Consider the following 15503-nt stretch of genomic DNA (forward strand, 5'->3'; position numbering starts at 1 on the left):
GCCGGAGAACAGAAAGAGCCGGGAATTCCAAAACATACGACTCCATTTTTTATGTTTCGATTTATAATAAGGACTTAGCCCATTAAAGGAGGGAATGACGGTGATTCAAAATTTGACAGAAGATCAAATGACGCTTCTTGTCATTAAAGCCTTAAAAGAAGGGAAAAAAACAGACTTTCAAAAGCTTTTGGAAGAATTGCATCCCTACGATATGGCTACGATCTATAAAAATTTACCGGAAAAACATAAACTGCGTTTTCTTTTACAGCTAAACATTCCCGTCCTAACCGATATGATTCAAGAGCTGGGTCATGAAGAACAGCTTGAAGTTTTGAAAAAGCTCGGGAGAGAAAAATCGCGGAAGGTCTTAGACGATATGGACAACGACGACCTTGCGTCCTTGCTCGACGACATGTCTCCCGAAAGAATCAAATCGTTTTTGTCCGGAATGAAAAAAGAAGAGTCCACCATCATTAAAAACATGATGAATTATCCTTCTGAAACGGCCGGCCGTCTCATGACGAACCGTTTCGTATGGATTCGCAATTATTATACGGTGAGAGAAGCCGTAGATAAGTTAAAGACGTTTGCAGAATATGCTGAGACCATCAACTATTTATACGTAATTGATGAAAACCGAAAACTGGTGGGCGTTGTTTCCTACCGCGATCTTCTTCTCGCTGATATAAACGCCAAAATCAAGGATATCATGTATGAGCGTGTCATTTCAGTATCCGTTCTAACCGACCAAGAAGAAATTGCCAGGCTCATTGAACGTTACGACTTTTTGGCGATACCGGTTGTCGACGAAGAAGGAGTTTTGCAAGGAATCGTCACGTTCGACGACATTATCGACGTTGTCATACAAGAAGCGAATGAAGACATTGAAAAACTTTCCGCTTCAGGGAAAGCGATCGATTTTGATACAAAAGCGCCTGTAGCGGCCTTTCGACGGCTTCCATGGCTGATCTTGCTGCTGTTTATCGGCCTCGTTTCCGGAAGCATCATTTCAGGATTCCAAGCAACATTGCAAAAAGTAGTCGCTTTAGCTTTTTTCATGCCTATGATTGCAGGCATGACCGGAAATACAGGAACACAATCATTGGCAGTGGTGGTGAGGGGCCTTGCTTCTAAAGACATTAATATGAAAACAGCTTTAAAATTAGTCGGACGTGAATTCGTTGTCGGCGTCATTATCGGTGCGATTTGTTCTGTTCTTTTGTTTGCGATCGCTTTTTTCTGGCAAGGAAGCGCCATTCTCGGATTGGTGGTCAGCCTCTCCATTCTTCTCACGCTCATCATCGGAACTTTGGCCGGAACGGTGATCCCACTGATCTTGTACAAATTAAAAGTTGACCCGGCAGTAGCATCCGGTCCGCTGATTACGACCATTAACGATATTTTTTCACTTCTCATTTATTTTACGATCGCTTCCTGGTTCCTGGATCGGTTAATTTAAACAGGTGTGAAAGTTTGCTATTTGGGAAAGATAAAGAGAACCTATATATAGAGCTCTCGTTACTCTATATTTTTCCATTAATCGATGAAGTTTACCAATTTGGTGCTCTCACTGCTGATCTAAATCGGAATTATGATACAATAGGACAATAGATATAGACATGAAAATTATTATAGGAGGTGTGGGAGGCTATTTTCAAAAAGAGCCGATCTTCCCTTTGTTAATGGCTTCCGTTGAATCGGAACGCTAAGATTCAAGAGGTGGATCGCCCTCAGGAACTAGCCTCACGCTTTGATTACCGTCAAAATCATAGCTATTCTTGCGCTCATCGCTTTCGCAGCGTTTTTCGTAGTAGCAGAATTTTCCATCGTAAAAGTGCGATCCTCTAGAATTGATCAACTCGTATCAGAAGGAAACAACAAAGCAGTGGCCGTAAAACGAATTATTACCCATATGGATTCCTATTTATCCGCCACTCAATTAGGGATTACCATTACCTCTTTAGGACTTGGTTGGCTTGGAGAGCCTACAGTAAAGGCTCTCATCCATCCGTTGTTCCGCGCGATGCATTTGCCAAACAACATCGCTCATGTACTTTCGTTTTTGATTTCTTTTTCCGTTATCACGTTTTTAAGCGTGGTTTTAGGAGAACTTGCTCCTAAATCAGTAGCCATTCAAAAAGCCGAAGCGATTACGCTGGCGATTGCAAAGCCATTGATCGGTTTTTATCGGGTGATGTTCCCTTTTATATGGGTATTAAATCAATCCGCACGGCTTGTTACTCATTTATTTGGTTTAAAGCCTGCGACCGAAACCGACATCGCTCACTCTGAAGAAGAATTGAGGATCATTTTGTCAGAAAGCTATAAAAGCGGTGAAATCAACCAATCGGAATACCGATATGTCAATAAAATTTTTGAATTCGACAACCGCCTGGCAAAAGAAATTATGGTGCCGCGGATGGAAATTGTCAGTTTTGATCAATCCGATACGTTAGAGGATATTTTAGAAACGCTTTTAGCGGAAAAGTATACCCGATATCCGATTACGGACGGAGACAAAGATAACATTATCGGCATGATTAACATGAAGGAAGTATTGACAGACTGTGTGTCTAATTTAAACAATAAGAAAAAGCCGCTTATACACTATGTCAAGCCGATCATCCGCGTCATAGAAACGATCCCTGTTCAGAGCCTTTTGGTAAAAATGCAAAAGGAAAGGACGCATATGGCCGTCCTTCTGGATGAATACGGCGGCACTGCCGGAATTGTAACGGTTGAAGATATCCTGGAAGAAATCGTAGGTGAAATTCGGGACGAGTTTGATACAGACGAGGTTCCTCTTATCCGCAAAATTGGAGATAACCATTACCTCTTAGATGCCAAAGTGCTGATCGAAGACGTGAACGATCTTCTCGGAACCGCTTTGGACGAAGAAGATGTTGATACTATCGGAGGATGGCTCCTCACACAAAAATATGATTTAGCCGAAGGAGATATTATTGAATATCTTCCGTACCAATTTAAGATTGCAGAAATGGACGGACACCATATTTTGTATGTAGAAATTTCTAAAGTCAGCACCACTCCCTCAAGGGTTTAACTTTTCATCAGACTTTAAGCATCCATGCCTCCCCATCCTTTCAAAGGCGAAGATGCTTAAAGTCGCTCATTTCACCAGTCTCCTCTCTCCAATGAGTTCATAGGCGATAATCCCCTGTTTTCAAAAAGACTCCAATACTTTTTTAGATAAAAGTGTATAAATCTTGAAAACCATCTTAAGATGACTTAGAATAAAACCATTTTCCCCGCCATAAAATAGGGAAATAAAGCCTCCAATTGACGGGAGTTCAAGTATTTTTTATAATATTGTTAATTTAAACACGAATTTGGGGTGATAAAATGGGACATTGATGCTTTTTTTCTTGACGTCCGTTCACCTGTTTCTTTCGACTTAAGAACTATTTGTTATTCACAATAAAGAAAAAATATAACAATAAAGCCATTCAAATACTTTAGGAGGTGACTCCTTACTCGCCGTCTCAGCGAGATAAGGAAATTTATTTGGACATATTTAGTCTGGTTCTTGTCGTTATGTTAATTGCAATAACGGCGTTTTTCGTAGCTTCTGAATTTGCCATTGTAAAGATTAGAAGCTCGCGGATCGACCAATTGATTGAGGAAGGCAGCAAACGAGCCGTTGCCGCCAAAACTCTCATTACGCACCTGGATGAATATTTGTCGGCTTGCCAATTGGGAATTACGATTACCGCACTTGGGCTTGGATGGTTAGGCGAACCTGCTGTAGGCCGCATGCTTCACCCGATATTTGAAAGCATGAATTTAGCCGATTCCGTTCAACACATTTTGTCAGTGGGAATTGCTTTTGCCTTGATTACCTTCATCCACGTAGTGGTAGGAGAATTAGCGCCAAAGTCATTCGCCATTCAAAAAGCAGAAGCTATCACTCTATTTGTGGCGCAGCCGCTCATTTGGTTTTATCGGATCATGTTCCCATTTATATGGTTGTTAAACGGTTCATCCCGACTCGTAACGAGAATCTTTGATTTAAATCCGACATCGGAAAGTGAACTGGCCCATTCGGAAGAAGAACTGCGCATTCTTCTTTCTGAAAGCTATAAAAGCGGCGAAATTAACCAGTCCGAATATAAATATGTCAACAACATTTTTGAATTCGGTGATCGAATTGCAAAAGAGATAATGGTTCCCCGTACCGAAATCATTTCTCTTTCCAAAGATGAAACAATAGAATCCTTTATAAAGACCGTCAAAGAAGAAAAATTTACCCGTTACCCTATTATTGATGGGGATAAAGACCACATTATCGGATTAGTAAACTTAAAAGAAATCCTTACAGATTACGTGCAAAACCAAGAAAACATCCAACAAACGCTCGAATCCTATGTCCGCCCCATTATAAGAGTGATCGATACCATTCCTATTCATGATTTGTTAATCAAAATGCAAAAGGAACAAATCCATATGGCCGTTTTAATGGATGAGTACGGAGGAACGGCGGGTTTGGTTACGGTAGAAGATATTCTTGAGGAAATTGTCGGCGAAATTCGCGACGAATTTGATTTGGATGAAGTTCCCTTGATTCGGAAGATCAACGAGCATCATTTTATATTGGATGCGAAGGTGCTGGTCAGCGAAGTAAATGATCTGCTTGGACTGGAAATTGAAGAGGAAGACGTCGACACGATTGGCGGCTGGGTTTTAACGAAAAACTATGATGCCAGCCAAGGGGATGTTATTTTTTATGAAAACTATGAATTTCGTATTTTAGATATGGAGGATCACCATATCAAATATATTGAAGTTCTAAAAAAAGAATCACCTGAAGAGCAAATAGCACCGACCAAACAAATTTCGCTCGCGGAAAATGAAGCCATCTCTTAACGAAAAAGGCGCCAGGAATTCATCCCGGCGCCTTTTTCACGATTCTTACGGTGTCTTTACCCTGAATTCTCAGACAACGAATGACCTTCAACATCCATTCAATCATAAGGTGGATTTTTTTATACGCGCATACTAAACTATGTAAACACCTTTACAACTTTACAATTCCTCTGATATCTTTATATCCTTGTAGAGCTCGGAACAAATCCAAGCGAGACTTCGTTTTCGTTACTTTAACGCCCAAACTGGAAAGCTTGTTGATTACTCTTGCGATCCGCTCACTGTCCTTCACCACAACAGACACCTCTTCATTTTGAAGTTTATACTTTTTCTACGAATCAAACGGCAAACAGTTTCATCTTTTTTTTGAAAAAATATTGACCTTTATCTCCTCTTCTTAACAGCCCATCATCCCTCCCCCATCCTTGCATTTAAAGCGGCGGTCCTCTTGCAAACCATGATAGTACAGTTTCCTTAATAAATTCTTATCATTTAATGAAAAATCATCGAATCCTTTCCTAAACAAAAAGAAAAATAAGGTATCGTTATAGCAAACAAAGGAATATACTGATAAAATATGCTAAGTATAAAGTGTCCCCTTCTTTATACAAGATGGCTGCTGCTATTTCCATTTAAAACAGGGATGAAGAATAACCAATTCAATAGCTGGAAGTTGGCAGGGATGAATATGGAAATATTGGCAATTTTATTAATTCTCTTGTTTCTTCTGAATATCCTTTTTGCTGGCGTCATTATTTTCTTGGAAAGGAAGGAACCAAGCGCTACGTGGGGATGGCTGTTAGTATTGTTTTTTATCCCTCTCGTAGGATTTATTCTGTACTTAATCTTTGGACAAAATTTAACAAGACGCCGATTGTTTGATTGGGATGATATTAAAAAAATCGGGATAGAAAAAATGATTGACCAGCAAATCGCTGCTTTAAAAGAAGACCGATTTGATTTTCGCGATCCACATGCCGCAAAAAACCGCGATTTAATTTACATGCATCTTATCAACAATGACGCGGTGCTCACTCAAGACAACGATATAGACATATTTGTTGACGGCCAAGAAAAATTTGAGGCATTACTAAAAGACATCGCCAAAGCAAAAGACCACATTCATCTTCAATATTACATTTTCCGTGCCGATCACATCGGAAAACAGCTGATTCAGCTTTTAACAAAAAAAGCGAAAGAAGGAGTCGAAGTTAGAATTCTTTATGATGCAATGGGGTCTAGGCGGTTGTCGAAAAGATCATTCCGTCATTTAATAGCCGCCGGAGGCCGAGTGGAAGTGTTTTTCCCGTCCCGCATACCTTTAATTAATTTACGATTAAATTACCGCAATCATAGAAAATTGGTCATTATCGATGGGAAAATCGGGTATGTCGGCGGGTTTAACGTGGGGGATGAATACTTAGGATTGAATCCCAAATTTGGCTACTGGCGTGACACACATTTACGAATTACCGGAAAAGCAGTTCATGCGATTCAAACACGCTTCATCCTGGATTGGAATCAAGCGGCGCCGACACGCTACGATATCCAATATTCAGACCGGTATTTTCCGGAATCCCGTCCGGCCGGACAAATCCCCATTCAAATCGTGACAAGCGGTCCTGATTCGGAATGGGAAGCCATTAAAAACGGCTATATCAAAATGATTTCCAATGCCGAAAAATCAATCTACATTCAGACTCCTTATTTTATTCCTGATGCCAGTTTACTCGACGCTCTTAGAATCGCCGCTTTGTCCGGCAAAGACATTCGCATCATGATTCCTAACAAACCTGACCATATTTTTGTTTATTGGGCGACCCTTTCTTATATCGGGGAGCTATTGAAAGTTGGAGCAAAAGTCTACATTTACGAAAATGGCTTTATTCATGCTAAAACGATTATCGTAGACGAAAAGATCAGCTCCGTTGGAACAGCGAACATTGACGTCCGAAGTTTCCGGTTAAATTTCGAAGTCAATGCCTTTATTTATCATGAAGAAACAGCTCAAAACCTATCGGAATTTTTCAAGCAAGATTTAACGAAATGCCAAGAATTAACGATTGATCGTTATCAATTACGTCCTCTCAGAATTCGCTTTAAAGAATCGATTTCGCGGCTGCTCTCACCAATTTTATAAGGCTGTTGTTTTCTGTTGTCGTCCGCTTCCATCTCTGCCGTGTTTGGCCTATTTGATAAAAAAATAAAGATAGCAATCTCATCTCAATTTCTATATAATGGGAATAACGATTGATCGGGAGGGGCGACATTGAAACGGGCCGACATTGAATATGCCATAAAAGAAATCAAGATGGATTATATCCGCATTCAAGGCGATATAGAAAAACTGGAATCTACAGGCCAAAGCGTCTCCAATGCGGAAAAGATGTTAAAACAAATGGAAGACCAGCTTAAATATTTGAATGAACAGTTGTTAAAATGCGAAGAATGACAAAAAGTTGACCCCTAGTGGAGTCAACTTTTTTATTTCGACGATTTTAATACATCGTGGTCGACATAGCGCTCGCCGTTCATCTCGCTCAAGACATTAATCGCCACATTGGCTCCGTCGCCTGCAGTGATAATTGTATGAACGCTTGTCCCTGCCGCAACTCCGGCTGCCCAGACACCTTCCATGCTAGTCCGCCCTTGACCGTCCGTCTCAATGATCTGTTTGACGCGCGGTTCCGTTCCTGCTTTCACCTTTAATCCAAGCGTTTCGGCAATCTTCGTCAGCATTCCGGTAGCAATAATCAATTGTTTCGCTTCGTAGCGGCCTTTCTCTGTCACAATTTCAAAACCATTGTCTGTTTTCTTCACGTCTGTTACTTCCGCTTCCACCCATTCCGCACCAAATTTTTCTGATTGTTTTCGACCGATTTCTACTAAATCCGGTCCCGTTATTTCCGCAACACCGTAATGGTTTTCAATCCACGCTCTTTTGGTTACACTTTTCCCGTTATCAATAACCAACGTCCTTTTTCCGGCTTTGCTGGTAAAAAGAGCAGCACTTCCGCCGGCAGGGCCTCCGCCGATAATGGCAATTTCAAACATGTTTTCATCCCCTTTTCCTTTCATTCCTCCATTTTTATTATGACATTGCCGGTGGTATTTTTCAAAATTTCCATACTTTTCATCCGAACGAAAACGATTCCGTTTTTTTTCGGGAAAATGGGCGTGGAATGTTTTGTTTGCAGTCGAAAATTCCATACTAATGAAATAAACACTTATGGACTTTTTCTATCATCAATCGCTTACTTTTACGGAAATCAACGAGAAGATGATGGAGCCAAGCAGCACAAAATCGTTGGTTATACATGTTTCACCAATGCTTTCTCCAAACATGATCCCTTGCTGTCAGAGCCAATATTTATGACAAAAATCGTTCTACAGCAAGTTGGATGGTCCACACTGAATAATCATTCTATTGTACTTTTTGGAAAAGTTTGTGTATGTTCAAAGTAGACCTTGTATTTCTTACAGAAGAAAGGTGAATACGCGTTGGATAGGATATGGACTTCCATGATCATCATTTTATTGCTCATTTTCATGAACGGAATTTTGTCCATGATGGAAACGGCCATTGTCGCTTTACGCAAATCGGAATTGGAAGAAAAAGCGAAATCAGGTGCAAAAAAAGCGAAGAGGGCCTTTCGGATAGCAAAAGAACCAAATCAGCTGTTATCTTCGATTCAAATTTGTCTGACCTTGATTGAGATGACGATTGGCGCCATCAGCAGCATATCTATTGCTAAAGAGCTTTCTCGCTGGCTTTTCGCCGTTTTCCCGTCTATGCCATATATCGATCTCATCAGTTATGTTCTCGTGATCGTTTTGATTGCATTGCTGATCGTTATTTTTGGAGAAATGGTTCCGAAAAGAGTCGCATTGAATCGTCCTGAAAAAACGGCTATTGCTCTTGCCAACGGAATGTATTGGCTAGCACTAATAACCAAACCGATTGTGCGCTGTTTTACTTTTCTGTCTCGTTTCGTTCTAAAGATGTTTCACATTCAATTGATGCCGGCCCGTTCGGTTACGGAAGAGGAAATTCGGCACATGATTGAACAAGGTGTATCAAGTGGAATCGTAGAAGAAGTAGAACATGAAATTGTGGAGCAAGTATTTAATTTAGGCGATTTGCGTTTAAATGATATTTTCACGCCCCGCACTCAGTTGACTTGGATCGACTTGGAAGATCCGTTAGAAATCAATTTGAGAAAAATCATCGAAGGAGGCCATTCCATTTATCCGGCTGGAAACGGAGATTTAGATAACTTTGCCGGAATGATCCACACGAAAGATTTGCTCACTCAAAGCTTGATCCAAGAACCGATTGATTTACATAGCATATTAAGGCCCGCTCTTTTCCTCCCAGAACCAATGAAAGTGTATCATGCCTTGGAAGCGATGAAAAAAGAAGGCCGCAACGAGGCGATCGTCATTGATGAATACGGAGGAATTGAAGGGCTGATCACTCTCCATGACATTATGGAGGAACTGATTGGGGAGATTCCCGGGGAAGACGACCCCGATGAACCGAAAATTATAGAACGGGATGACCATACTTGGCTTGTTGATGGGCTTGTCAGCATAGAAGATTTTAAACGGTATTTTGATATCGAAGAGCTTCCTGATATTGAATCCAAAATCTCCTATCATACGATCGGCGGCTTTATGATTCTTTATTTAGGAAAAATTCCCGCCGTCAAAGATAAAATCGATATTGAACATTTGACACTGGAAGTCATCGATATGGACGATGTCCGTGTAGATAAAATTTTAATCACGAAAAAAACGGACGAACCGGATCATCAAACGGAAGATTTTTCATAAGTCATATAGAGAAAGGTTCTGCCTTTGGGTCAGGACCTCTTTATGTATACATAGACACGATGAAGTCCTGTTTTTTAAAAAATAGAAAAATTCCGCACAAAATGAATTGTATTTTCAAATGCATAGGAGTAGTATTTTTATTATGGAAAGAATTTTGAAGAGTGGTTGAATAGGTGGGATATACGTTGAGCCAAGCAGCTATCATTGCATTGAGCATCTTTATCATTACCTATATTTTTATTATTCTAGAAAAATTTCATCGAACCATTGTTGCTATAATCGGTGGATTGTTGATGATTGTATTTGGCGTATTGACACAGGAGCAGGCCATTGATCATATTGATTTTAATACGATCGGATTGTTGATTGGCATGATGGTCATAGTATCGATTGCCTCAGAGACAGGCTTGTTCCATTACATTGCCATTTGGTCGGCCAAAAAAGTGAAGGCAGATCCAATCAAATTGCTTATTATCCTTTCCTTAATTACAGCTTTCGGTTCCGCATTCTTGGACAATGTGACAACGGTGCTTTTAATCGTGCCGATGACTTTCAACATTACGAACCGCTTGAAAATCAACCCGGTTCCTTATTTATTAGGAGAAGTGTTCGCTTCCAACATCGGCGGAACCGCCACATTAATCGGCGATCCGCCGAACATGATGATCGGAAGCGCCGTTAAGGAATTAACCTTTCTGTCCTTTATGAATAACTTGGCCCCCGTCTGTTTCCTTGTGTTGCTCGTTACGATCGCCATTCTCGCCTTTTTGTTTCGAAAACAGCTCACCACCTCGGCAGTTCTCAAAGAAAAGCTGCTCGCTTTGGATGAAAAAAAAGAAATAACCAATGCAGTACTTTTGAAAAAATGTTTGTCCGTCCTGCTTATCACGATTGTCGGCTTTTTTTTCCATCCGCTTCTGCATGTTGAAACAGCCGTGATCGCTCTGTTAGGAGCTTTCATACTGTTGTTATGGACGGGAGGAGAATATTTGGAATCAGCTTTGAAAAAGGTGGAGTGGACAACCCTTTTCTTCTTTATAGGACTGTTTGTCATTGTGGGCGGGCTGGTCGAAACAGGACTTATTTCCGCACTCGGCAAAAAGGCGATAGAAATAACCGGCGGGAATGTGACGATCGCATCGTTTTTGATTTTATGGCTAAGCGCGATTGTTTCGGCGTTTGTCGATAATATTCCTTTCGTTTCCACCATGATCCCGCTTGTCCAAACGATGGGCGATTTGGGAATTAAGAATCTCGAACCGCTGTGGTGGAGTTTATCTCTTGGTGCCTGTCTTGGCGGAAATGGTACGTTGATCGGCGCCAGCGCCAACTTAATCGTAGCCGGTCTTGCCGCCCAACTAGGCGTCAAAATCACCTTCACTTCGTTTTTAAAAATCGGATTTCCGCTTATGCTTATTTCGATTCTTATCTCAAGCGTCTATATTTATCTTCGTTATTTATGGTAGACCGAAAGAGAAGCCGGCACATCTTTTCCTATCAAAACAGGAGGGTTCTGTTGTCCCTTTTGATGTCGTTGAAAGACAAGAGCCCCGGCCTCTACCAATAGATTCAAAGGCGCAGGGCTCTGCCATTGGAATGGAATCGGTTTAAGGCTAAGCTTTCATCCGCATCCGTTCGGGGAGGGTTTGAATCGAATGGATAACGTCATCCAGCTTCGTCTCCACACGATACAACAGATAAAATGTCACCACGATCGGAAACCCTACATCTTGGATGAATGAAAGTAATTGTTCCATTTTCCCCCTCCTATTCTTCGTCAATGTTCGGAAAGAATGATCCCGCATGAACCTATCATACGGGATCATTCATCATGGATGGACCGGAAATTACTCAAGTGAATAGTCAGTAGTATTACGTTCTACCAACCGCGCACCTTGGATTCCAACCAATGAACCGTTTGGCGTTTGGAAAATGTTAGCCGCGATGATGCTGGTCATGGCCATTTTCATCTCTGCAGGACTGAGCGTTTCTTTCGGACTGTCCACCGTAATGGACGCTGTTTTCCCAAGTTCCGTTTTAAACTGCAGTTCAAGCGTTTTAGCCATATTTCTCCCCTCCTTCATTCATTACAAAATGTCCGACTGATCACTGCGTTCGACTCTCACAAGCGGCTTATCCGACAACGAACCTAAAGCATTGGCAGCTTGGCTCAACTGATCCGGTGTCGCTTCCAACCGGATGTTGGAAAAAGTCTTCGCTTTATAAACCGGCTTTCCTTTTTCATCCAAACCATAATCGAACACCAACCGCAAACTCGATGCTTTCAAATTAGCTTCTGCCATGTTCTCCCCTCCTTTCACTCCTTATATAGAAAAAAATGTCCGGACAAGACACCATAAGCAGCTCTATATCTCAAAAACTTAGAAAACTCAAAACCCGGCATATGCACTCTTCTGTTTAAACCCCTTGTCAAGAAAAGATTTTTCAGTCATACTAAAAAATAGAAAATGGAATAACGTAACCACAATCAGCGGAAAGTTGAATCTTGCGCTGATAGGTCCAAGATGAGAATTTGTAGGGGAGCCGGTAGTGCCGGCTGAGAAAGCATCCGCTAGATGCTGACCCTTCGAACCTGATCTGGTTGATGCCAGCGTAGGGAACATATTCTCAAACAGGCGGTTTTTTCTTGTTTGAAAATATGGCGTTCGGGATCAACCCGGACGCTTTTCTTTTGTTCCCATTTGCCTCCATGAAAAGATTGACTTTTGCCTGATTGCGGTTCAACATCTTAAAAAATAGATTAGGAGGAACAAAAATGAAAAAATGGCTTCTTGCTCTGTCGGCTGTTTTTCTTCTTGCCGGCTGTGGCCAACAAGGGGGAAAAGATCAAACAGCCAAAGACACGAAAGATGTAAAAAAAGTGTCTGTTGTACTTGACTGGACGCCCAACACCAACCACACCGGTCTTTACGTGGCGAAAGAAAAAGGATTTTTCCAAAAGCACGGTCTTGATGTCACGATTTTGCAGCCGGGAGAAAGCGGACCGAATCAACTGGTAGCTTCCGGAAAAGCTCAATTTGGGATCAGCTCGCAAGAAGAGGTAACACAAGCGCGTGCACAAGGGATTCCGCTCGTATCCATCGCAGCTGTGATCCAGCATAATACATCCGGATTTGCTTCTCCTGTAGCAAAGCATATCCAATCACCGAAAGACTTTGAAGGAAAAACATACGGCAGCTGGGGATCTCCTGTTGAAAAAGCGGTTATACAATCGATCATGCAGCTGCAAAAAGCTGATGTTAACAAAGTGAAATTTCTCAATATCGGTAATACCGACTTTTTAACCGCTGTAAAACGGGATGTTGACTTTGCCTGGATTTTTTACGGATGGGAAGGAATCGACGCCGAATTAAAAGGGGAAAAACTCAACATGTTGTATTTGAAGGATTTTTCCAAAAAACTAGATTACTACACCCCTGTCATCATCACGAACGAAAAACTGATTCAAACCCAGCCCGATATCGCCAAAAAATTTATGGCTGCTGTTTCTGAAGGCTATACGTATGCCATCGACCATCCAAAAGAAGCGGCCAATTTGTTGTTAAAAGGAGCTCCCGATTTGGATAAAAAGCTCGTCATGAAAAGCCAAGAATGGCTTTCCCCAAGATATCAAGATGATGCTCCACGCTGGGGAGAGCAAAAGAAAGAAGTTTGGGAAAACTACGCTGATTGGATGTACGACCATCACGTATTAGACAAGCGAATTGACGTCCAAAAAGCCTTCACGAATCAATTCTTGCCGAATGCAAAAGGAGGAGAAAAATGAGCAATTCATTAGTCAGTATTCAAATCATTCCCCATACCAAAAATGGAGAAGACGTGATCCCCTATGTGGATGAAGCGATAGAAGTGATAGCCAACTCAGGAGTGAAATATGAAGTCCATCCGCTGGAAACGACAATGGAAGGAAACTTGGAAGATTTACTTCCCATTATTCAAAAAATGAATGAAAAAATGGTGGAAGCAGGATGTCCAAGCGTCATTTCACAGGTGAAGATTTTATTTCGGCCAGATGGGATTACCATGGATGAATTGACGGAGAAATATCGATGAAACGCATTTTTTCAAAGGGAGGTCGCTCTGTTGCGATCTTCCTCCTTTTCTTAGCTGTCTGGGAAACGATAGCCCGGCTCGTGAATATTCCCAACTGGCTGCTGCCCGCCCCTTCCGCCATTGTCAAAACTGGAGTGAAAGTTTTTCCGGATTTTCTTCCGCATTTTATCGCTACTGTAAAACTATCGTTAACCGGCTATTTGATCGGCTGCGGGTTTGGCTTTTTAGCTGCCGTTTGTCTTCATTTGCTGCCAAAACTTAAGGAAGCGGTATATCCGTTTCTGATTTTGTCTCAAAATATCCCGATCATTGTATTGGCGCCTTTGCTCGTAATTTGGTTCGGGTTTGGAATTCTTCCGAAAATCATTATTATTACACTCTTTTGCTTCTTCCCCGTGGCCGTCGCTGCTCTGGACGGTTTTAGGCAAGTGCCGCATGAGCTGAGGTATTATATGGAAATGGCCGGTGCTACGAAATCGCAATTATTTTTAAAACTGGAGCTTCCCGGAAGCCTTCCGTCCATTTTTTCCGGATTAAAAATTTCCGCTGCCTACAGCGTAATGGGAGCAGTAGTTTCGGAATGGATCGGCGCTCAAGAAGGGATCGGCGTCTTCATGACGATTGCTTCCTCCTCTTTTCAAACGGAAAAAGTGTTTGTCGCGATATTTGTTATTATGGCATTGAGCCTCCTCTTCTTTCTTGCCATCGTCCTGTTGGAAAAGAGGCTGATGAAATGGCAGCCGAAAGGAGACGATAAAAGATGACCCACTTGGAAGTGAAACATGTATATAAAAGCTTTGAAGACAAGCCGGTTATCCAGGATCTCTCCTTTTCCCTCCAAAAAGGGGAATTTGTATCCATATTAGGGCCCTCGGGAAGCGGGAAAAGCACTCTCTTTCATTTAATCGGAGGCATTATCGTGCCAGACAGCGGAGAGATTGTGTTGGACGGAAAAAACATCACCGGTCAAAAAGGACACGTAAGCTTTATGCCTCAACATCCTTCTCTCCTTCCATGGAGAAACTTGCTGGATAATGTGCTTCTTGGACAAGAGCTGACAGGAAAAAGAGAGGTAGAAAAAGCTAGAAGCATGCTGGCGGCAGCCGGTCTTGAAGGCCACGAGAAATCCTACCCCCATCAACTATCCGGTGGAATGCAGCAAAGAGCTTCTTTTTTGCGCGCTTTGATCAGTCCGCAATCGCTTATGTGTTTAGACGAACCCTTTTCGGCTTTAGATGAATTTACGCGCTTGGAAATGCAAAAGTGGTTGATGTCGATTTGGGAGCAATACCGAAGAACGGTTTTGTTTATCACTCATAATATTGAAGAAGCGCTTTTTTTATCGGACCGAATTCTGATATTTTCCGAACGGCCGGCACGGATACTGGCAGATATATCCGTGCCATTTTCAAGACCGCGTCAGCCATCGCTTTTTTTGGAAAGTGAATTTTTTGATTGGAAAAGAAACATTTATGAAATTCTTCGAGGCGAAAAGACGACCGGATTTTGAGATCTTGTTGGACGGAGAGTCCTTTCATAAAAGTGCCGAGCATTGCTATCCAAACGAGGACAGCCTGTATGGCTGTTCTCGTTTTTTTAAAACCATGGTGAATGGCAACATTTGATGAAGGAATCAAATCAAATTTTTCCAATTATTTCGATACAGGTCATGGTGAAAACGAATTTCCTCGCCTTTTGATCTATCTATC

16 protein-coding genes and 1 riboswitch are annotated in these 15503 nt (G+C 41.7%); of the genes, 11 read left to right on the forward strand and 5 right to left on the reverse strand.

The genetic code is table 11. The annotated features are described in order from the left end of the window. Positions 1-100: 100 nt before the first annotated feature. The 3 genes from mgtE (at position 101) to BSM4216_RS14485 (ending at position 4884) form a co-directional block, all read left to right on the forward strand. Positions 101-1459 (forward strand): magnesium transporter, encoded by a 1359-nt coding sequence (gene mgtE / locus BSM4216_RS14475; RefSeq protein ID WP_048624159.1) that lies wholly within the window; start codon positions 101-103, stop codon positions 1457-1459. 291 nt (positions 1460-1750) lie between these two features. Beyond that, positions 1751-3064 (forward strand): hemolysin family protein, encoded by a 1314-nt coding sequence (locus BSM4216_RS14480; RefSeq protein ID WP_048624160.1) that lies wholly within the window; start codon positions 1751-1753, stop codon positions 3062-3064. Between the two features lie 461 nt (positions 3065-3525). Continuing rightward, positions 3526-4884, forward strand: coding sequence for a hemolysin family protein (locus BSM4216_RS14485; RefSeq protein ID WP_048624161.1), 1359 nt, complete (start codon positions 3526-3528; stop codon positions 4882-4884). Positions 4885-5035: 151 nt separating this feature from the next. Here the strand turns inward: BSM4216_RS14485 and BSM4216_RS16800 are convergent, their stop codons facing one another. Continuing rightward, on the reverse strand, positions 5036-5179 hold the full coding sequence (locus BSM4216_RS16800; RefSeq protein WP_156179267.1) for an Lmo0850 family protein: 144 nt from the start codon (positions 5177-5179) through the stop codon (positions 5036-5038). 393 nt (positions 5180-5572) lie between these two features. Between BSM4216_RS16800 and cls the strand changes: the two genes are divergently transcribed. Together cls and BSM4216_RS14495 are read left to right on the forward strand one after the other, a co-directional pair. After that, positions 5573-7024 carry a cardiolipin synthase gene (cls, locus tag BSM4216_RS14490; protein WP_048624552.1) on the forward strand — a complete coding sequence of 484 codons (1452 nt, stop codon included), beginning with the start codon at positions 5573-5575 and terminating at the stop codon, positions 7022-7024. A gap of 129 nt (positions 7025-7153) precedes the next feature. Then, complete coding sequence (locus BSM4216_RS14495) at positions 7154-7336, forward strand: SE1832 family protein (protein WP_004439417.1); 183 nt, start codon at positions 7154-7156, stop codon at positions 7334-7336. A gap of 32 nt (positions 7337-7368) precedes the next feature. On the opposite strand, the gene BSM4216_RS14500 is transcribed toward BSM4216_RS14495, so the two are convergent. After that, positions 7369-7938, reverse strand: a complete 570-nt coding sequence (locus BSM4216_RS14500; protein ID WP_004439420.1) for an FAD-dependent oxidoreductase — start codon at positions 7936-7938, stop codon at positions 7369-7371. A gap of 447 nt (positions 7939-8385) precedes the next feature. Between BSM4216_RS14500 and BSM4216_RS14505 the strand changes: the two genes are divergently transcribed. Both BSM4216_RS14505 and BSM4216_RS14510 read left to right on the forward strand, forming a co-directional pair. Further along, positions 8386-9720 carry a hemolysin family protein gene (locus BSM4216_RS14505; protein WP_244878021.1) on the forward strand — a complete coding sequence of 445 codons (1335 nt, stop codon included), beginning with the start codon at positions 8386-8388 and terminating at the stop codon, positions 9718-9720. Positions 9721-9905: 185 nt separating this feature from the next. Continuing rightward, positions 9906-11186, forward strand: a complete 1281-nt coding sequence (locus BSM4216_RS14510; RefSeq protein WP_048624163.1) for an ArsB/NhaD family transporter — start codon at positions 9906-9908, stop codon at positions 11184-11186. 147 nt (positions 11187-11333) lie between these two features. Here the strand turns inward: BSM4216_RS14510 and BSM4216_RS14515 are convergent, their stop codons facing one another. The 3 genes from BSM4216_RS14515 to BSM4216_RS14525 all read right to left on the reverse strand — a co-directional run bounded on the left by BSM4216_RS14515 (position 11334) and on the right by BSM4216_RS14525 (position 12023). Then, the gene (locus BSM4216_RS14515) at positions 11334-11477 is read right to left on the reverse strand and encodes a YvrJ family protein (protein ID WP_004439428.1); all 144 of its coding nucleotides are present in this window, start codon (positions 11475-11477) and stop codon (positions 11334-11336) included. A 90-nt stretch (positions 11478-11567) separates the two neighbouring features. Then, positions 11568-11786 (reverse strand): DUF2922 domain-containing protein, encoded by a 219-nt coding sequence (locus BSM4216_RS14520; protein ID WP_004439431.1) that lies wholly within the window; start codon positions 11784-11786, stop codon positions 11568-11570. 21 nt (positions 11787-11807) lie between these two features. Next, entirely contained in the window at positions 11808-12023 is a 216-nt protein-coding gene (locus tag BSM4216_RS14525; RefSeq protein ID WP_004439433.1) for a DUF1659 domain-containing protein, read from the reverse strand. A 224-nt stretch (positions 12024-12247) separates the two neighbouring features. Next, a riboswitch (TPP riboswitch) is annotated at positions 12248-12357 on the forward strand. 139 nt (positions 12358-12496) lie between these two features. Here BSM4216_RS14525 and BSM4216_RS14530 point away from each other — a divergent pair. The 4 genes from BSM4216_RS14530 to BSM4216_RS14545 are packed head-to-tail and all read left to right on the forward strand — an operon-like array spanning position 12497 to position 15304. Further along, positions 12497-13507, forward strand: a complete 1011-nt coding sequence (locus BSM4216_RS14530; protein ID WP_048624164.1) for an ABC transporter substrate-binding protein — start codon at positions 12497-12499, stop codon at positions 13505-13507. Then, positions 13504-13794 carry an MTH1187 family thiamine-binding protein gene (locus BSM4216_RS14535; protein WP_048624165.1) on the forward strand — a complete coding sequence of 97 codons (291 nt, stop codon included), beginning with the start codon at positions 13504-13506 and terminating at the stop codon, positions 13792-13794. The genes BSM4216_RS14530 and BSM4216_RS14535 overlap by 4 nt, the downstream gene beginning before the upstream one ends. Further along, positions 13791-14558, forward strand: coding sequence for an ABC transporter permease (locus BSM4216_RS14540; protein WP_048624166.1), 768 nt, complete (start codon positions 13791-13793; stop codon positions 14556-14558). The genes BSM4216_RS14535 and BSM4216_RS14540 overlap by 4 nt, the downstream gene beginning before the upstream one ends. Next, positions 14555-15304, forward strand: coding sequence for an ABC transporter ATP-binding protein (locus tag BSM4216_RS14545; RefSeq protein WP_048624167.1), 750 nt, complete (start codon positions 14555-14557; stop codon positions 15302-15304). Before BSM4216_RS14540 ends, BSM4216_RS14545 begins: the two co-directional genes overlap by 4 nt. Positions 15305-15503: the final 199 nt, after the last annotated feature.

It is taken from the genome of Bacillus smithii, from assembly GCF_001050115.1.
In the GTDB taxonomy this organism is placed as follows: domain Bacteria; phylum Bacillota; class Bacilli; order Bacillales; family DSM-4216; genus Bacillus_O; species Bacillus_O smithii.